Here is a 5,406-nt window from a genome sequence, read left to right on the forward strand (position 1 = left end):
GAGGCCAGGGCGGTCGCGAGCGGCTGCGTCGGGCCCGCGCAGGCGACCGTACGGACGTTGGAGCAGAACCGGCCCGAGTCGGCGGCGATCAGCGGCAGCAGCCAGTCGACCGCCTCGGCGACGCCCATGTCCGCGGGCACCAGCGCGCAGCCGCGTCCGGGCCCGTGCACGGTGAGGGCGGTGGAGGCCCGTACGGATGCGGCGAGGCCGGCGCCGCCGAAGACGATGTGGCGGTCGGTGAGCCGGGTCAGGCCGTGCAGGGTGCGCTGGTCGCCCGGGTAGAACCCGATCCGGGCCTCCGGCCAGCCCGCGGCGACGAGCGCGGCGACCAGCCGGGCCGCCGAGAGCGGTTCGCGGCGGCTGGGCCGTACCCAGACACCGGCCGAGCGCTCGGCCTGTTCCAGCACGGCGCCCAGGCAGGTGAAGGTGTTGCCGGGCAGGGATACCAGCGCCAACGCCTCGTCGGGCTCCGGGACTTCACGCGTGAGCAGTCCCGTACGCAGCATCGCGCACCAGCGGTCGACCAGCGGCGCGGGGAGCCCGGCGCTCTCCCACAGCGCCGCGCGGAAGTCGTCGCCGCTCTGTGGGCCGAAGGGACCGAGGGTGAGATCGCCCTTCTCGTACAAATCCAGTGCGCGCAGCAGCAGTTCGCGCCGGTCGTGGGGTACGGGAGCAGCGGGCAGCGTCGGGGCTGTGGCGTCCCACCAGCGGCGGTCGGCCGCCGCCACGATCTCCGGGACGAGGGCGAGGCGGGTCCCGGTGGCGCCCGGCAGCGGCACCGTGTCCAGCGACGGCTGCCAGGCACCCCTGCGGAACGCGGGGACAAGCGGTGGTGCGGGCGGTGTCGGGCGTCTCTCCGGTGTCGGAGGCGTCGGGGGTCTCTGCCGCGTCATGACAGCTCGCTCCGGAGAGCGGAGACCACCCGTATCTGCGCGGCCTCGGTGAGGGACGGATAGAGGGGAAGGGCGATGTGGTGGTCGGCGAACCAGCGGCCTCGCGGGTACGCCTCGCCCCCAGCCTCCGTGGCTTCCGCATCCTCCCCGGACCCCGCGAAGTACGGGTGATCGCTGAGGAGTCGGTCGTACACCTCACCCGCGAGACTGACCCCGTGGCGCTCGCGCAGCCGACGGCGCAGCGCGTCGCGGTCGACTGAACCGTCCAGGTGGACCAGGTACTTGTAGAAGTTGCCCTCCGTTCCCGGAGGTTGGGGGTGTGCCCGCAGACCGGAGACTCCGCCGAGCAAGTCGTCGTAACGAGCGGCGAGTCGGCGGCGGGCGGCCAGGGTCGCCGCGAACCGCTCCAGGTCGGTGGTGCCCACGGCAGCGTGCAGTTCGCTCAACCGCCAGTTGCTGCCCGGCCGGTCGTGCAAGGTCGAGCCGGCCGCGCTCTTGCCGTGGTCGCGCCAGCGCCGTACGTCTTCCAGGTCCTCGGGCCGCGCACCGGTGAGCAGCCCGCCCTCGCCGCTGATCGCCACCTTCGTGGGGAAGAACGAGAACGCGCCGAACCGCCCGAAGCTGCCGGCCGGGCGTCCGCCCAGCGTGCTGCCGAACGCGTGCGCCGCGTCCTCCAGTACGGGGATGCCCCGCGTACGGCAGTGGTCCAGCACCCCGTCGAGCGCGGGCGAGACGATGCCGCCGATGTGCACCGGCACCACGGCCGCCGTGTCCGGGTGGCGGTCGAGCGCGTCCCGCAGGCGGTCCGGGTCCATGCCGAGACCGTCGGGTTCCAGGTCGACGAACCGCACACCGGCCCCGGCGCGTACCGCTGCCGCCGCTGTCGCGAAGAAGGTGTTGACCGGTACGAGTACGGTGCGCCCGGCCACGCCGATGACGCGCAGCGCGATCTCCAGGGCCGCCGACCCTGAGGCCACGGCGACGCCCGGTGTCCCGGTCCAGCCGCGTGACAGCTCTTCGAACCCGGCCACCAGCGGGCCCTGGGTGAGCACGCCCGAGGCGAGTGCCGCGTCGACCCGGTCCAGTACGGTCCGCCGGTCGGCGACGTCGAAGTGGATGCGCTGCGCGGGTACGGCGGCGGGCGCGGGCGGCGGCCCGGACAGCTCACGGCGGAAGAAGTCCACCGCGTGGTCGACGTGGGTGCCGTGCCCCATGGGGAGTTCCAGCACGTCCAGTGCGTCCTTCGCGGCGGCCGTCGCGTACGCCTGGCGGACCTGCTCACCCGCCGCGCGGGCGCCGGCCGCGTCGAGATAGGCGTCGGCCGTCCCGTACTGCAACTGGAGCGGCGCGGGGGCGAGGGCCCCGAACAGGTCGGGCAGGTCGGCGTATTCGAGGACGCCCGGGAGGACGGCTCCCTCGTATCCGGTCAACAGCCGTTCGTAGAGCGTCGGATAGCTGCCGAGGTGGCTGGCCGCGCAGACCGGGAGCGGCAGTTCGGCCAGCAGCGCGGTGTGCAGGGCCACGGCGGCGCCCAGGCTGTGCCCGAACAGTCCGGTCCGCTCGGGGTCGACGGAGGGGTGGGCGCGGAGTACGTCGAGGGCGCCGAGCGCGTCACCCACCAGGGCGCCCAGGAGGGAGCGGCCAGTCAGGGCGAACGCGTGGGCCAGCAGGGCCCCTTCGTCGCGTCCGGCCAGCCGTTCGGCGTCGAGGCCGCCGCCGATGCCGTGCTCGACGGTCAGGGTGGTGAAGCCGGCGCGGGCGAGGTGCTCGGCGACATTGCGGTCCGGGTGGTCGGGCGCCTCGTCGCCGGTGAGTTGGTCGAGGCGCGCGTTCCGGCCGCCGAGCACCAGGATTCCCGGGCCGGGCGCCGCCCCCTCGCAGGTGAGCAGGGTGCCCCGGAAGGGCCCGCGCGTAAGGGAGTTGAGGGTCAGCCGCTCGCACCGGAGTCCTTCGCGTACCGAGACGGTGACCTCGGTGACGTCGAGCGGCTCGGCGTCGACGCGCGCGAGCCGCTGCACCACGGAGCGGATCCGGCGCGACCAGCGGGCGTGTTCGGACGGGGCGCAGGGATCGGACGCGTCTGAGGTGACGGCGTCCGCGGGGAAGCGGAGGGCCGGCTCGGTGGCGAGCAGTCCGCGTAGGTGAGTGGTCTGCATCAGCGGTCAGATGAAATCTGCGTGCAGGGTGCTGGGAACTTCGAGCGCGTATGCGCCGAGTGCCTCGTCGAGCTTGACCTGCCCACGGTGGAGGAGTTCGAGCAACTCGTTCTGCGGGCGGTAGAAGCAGGACTTGCACAGGTCGGTCCTGCGCGGGTTGGAGGCCTCCCACGCTGCGCGGGGACCGCCGTCGAGCACCTCTTCGTACCCCTGCTCGACCACATTGCCGATCAGATAGCGGCTGTTGAGGTGAACCTGCGGGCAGGGGTAGAGGTTGCCGTCGGCGCCCACCGCCGTGACGAAGCGGCTGTAGTGGCAGCGCTCGAAGTCGCCCTCGACGGTCTCCACCTGGTCCATCGGGCCGCGGTCCAGCTTGGGGATCGACACCTCGAACGCGTCCGTGGAGAGCGCGGCGGCCTCGGTGAGCGACTCCGCGACCTCGGACATCACGGTCTCGATGGTCTCGTGGCCGAGCGCGCTGTAGAACTCCGGCTCGAACCGTACGTAGTGCGCCCCCGACTCGCGGGCGACCCGGGCGGCTTCCAGGATCTCGCGGTAATTCTGCGCGGTGATCACGTAGTTGAAGCCGATGCGGAAGTCCGGGGCGACCGCGGCCTCGCGCAGCCGTCCCACAGCGCCGATGAACGAGGCGAAGGTGTGTTCGCGATCCCGGGTGATGCTGTTGAACGTGGCCTCGGTGCCCGCGTTGAGGCCGATGCGTACCCAGGTGTGGGTGGCGGCGACACACTCGGCGATGGCGGGACGGCCGAGCCGCGAGCCGTTGGTGATCAGCCCGATACGCAGTCCGGCGTCGTGCCCGGCCCGGCAGATCTCGGCGTACCCCGGGTGGATCGTGCACTCACCGCTGCCGCAGAAGGTCACGGCCCGGCCGTCGTTGGCGGCGAACTCGGTGAGGAGGGTGACCGCTTTACCGGTGGCCAGGGAATCCTTGAACGAGAACAGGTCGTAGAACTGCTCTTCGTTCGGCGAGTGGAAGTTGCAGAAGTTGCACCGCATGTTGCAGGCGCCCATGATGCCGATGCGCATATGGATGGGCTTGAACTCTTCCCCTGCCACAAACTTGCGCAAGAGGTCTCCGTGCGCCATGACTTTCTGCGGTGAATGCGCTTGATCGAGATTTACGAGGGGAAGTAAGTCCCTGCCGTTTTCGGCTGTCCCGGTGTTGCCGCGGGTCGTCTCACCAGAGCTGTTCACGAATCCCCCAGAAGCGAGCTGTCGTGCGCTTGGTCAATGCTGGCGACCCTAGGAGTGCCCTCCCCGCTTGTCAACGGGCCCGGACAGCCGCTGAAATGATCACTTCTCCGCCGCCGTCGAGCGTGCCGGGTAACGGCAGTTCAGATGCGAGTCGGCTCTTTGATCGATCAGCGGAATTGCATATTCCATTCGCATCCGGCGGGCGCGGATGAGGGCCCGACCTGCCCGGAACTTTCTTCAACGAAAACGAAACACACATTACCGATCGGACCACGCAAGAAAACCGACAACACCCGCCCCGGCTCGCACCCCGCACCGAGGTCCCCTGCGGGGTTCCGCCGGGTGGACACACTCCGTACGCCCTGACAGCGTGGGCGGCGGGCCGACGGCAGGACCCCCGACGACCTTCCCGCTTCGTGCGGACCGCGTGAAGAATTCGTCGCGGTGTTGTCGCGGTCCTGTCGCGAAGTCATGAAAAGCGGAATGGGCTTTTCCGTATGACGGGGAGTCCGCTCTTCATGACGGTCGGTCCACTCTCCCGCATTCCACCAAGACGCCACCAAACCTTCCCCATGAGGCGGTACGGATCGCGTCGGCCCAACCGACGTTGGTCACAGGCGTGCGACATTTATTGCACCAAAGACCCTGGTGTTGATACAGATGGATGACGTACGACCATTGAGCCAGGCAGGGGGAGCCAGATGAAGTTCGACATGGGAGCGCAGGTCCTGACGACGCTGACGTCGAAGTCGCGTGGGTCGAGTGATGACCTCGGGACGCTGATCCGTCAACTCGTGCAGGCGGCACAGCCGTTGGAAGGCAAGTTCAACGGGTCCGGCAAGGTCGCCTTCGACTCCTTCAAGTCGCGCTCCGACGAGATCACCTCGTCGCTGAACAGCGCGCTGTCGTCGATCCTCGGCGGCCAGTCGGGCATGGAGTCGGCGTTCGGCTCCGGTGACCAGGAGCAGGGCGACAACGCCCGGTCGAACATGGGCGCTGCCAACTTCGACGCGGCCCGTTTCTCCGGCCGCTGACCCATGTCTTGGCCGAGGCGGCTTGGCCGAGCTGATGGTGCCGGTCCTTCGGTGGCCGGCGGGTAGGGCCCGCTACAGGGTGTTCGGATCTTACGGGGAGTGATTTTT

3 protein-coding genes and 1 pseudogene are annotated in these 5,406 nt (G+C 70.0%); 1 reads left to right on the forward strand and 3 read right to left on the reverse strand.

The window, feature by feature from the left end; all coding sequences use genetic code 11:
• The 3 genes and pseudogenes from QR77_RS46670 to QR77_RS16110 form a co-directional block, all read right to left on the reverse strand.
• Positions 1-893 (reverse strand): annotated as a pseudogene (locus tag QR77_RS46670) (hypothetical protein); the annotation flags it as partial.
• Positions 890-3,049 (reverse strand): DegT/DnrJ/EryC1/StrS family aminotransferase, encoded by a 2,160-nt coding sequence (locus QR77_RS16105; protein ID WP_040022478.1) that lies wholly within the window; start codon positions 3,047-3,049, stop codon positions 890-892. The gene QR77_RS16105 and the pseudogene QR77_RS46670, both read right to left, overlap by 4 nt.
• Positions 3,050-3,055: 6 nt before the next feature.
• The gene (locus QR77_RS16110; protein ID WP_040028084.1) at positions 3,056-4,138 is read right to left on the reverse strand and encodes a radical SAM protein; all 1,083 of its coding nucleotides are present in this window, start codon (positions 4,136-4,138) and stop codon (positions 3,056-3,058) included.
• Positions 4,139-4,965: 827 nt separating this feature from the next.
• On the opposite strand from QR77_RS16110, the gene QR77_RS16115 reads away from it, so the two are divergent.
• Complete coding sequence (locus QR77_RS16115; protein WP_040019541.1) at positions 4,966-5,298, forward strand: hypothetical protein; 333 nt, start codon at positions 4,966-4,968, stop codon at positions 5,296-5,298.
• The last annotated feature ends 108 nt before the right edge of the window (positions 5,299-5,406 follow it).

This window comes from Streptomyces sp. 150FB (assembly GCF_000818195.1).
GTDB lineage: Bacteria > Actinomycetota > Actinomycetes > Streptomycetales > Streptomycetaceae > Streptomyces.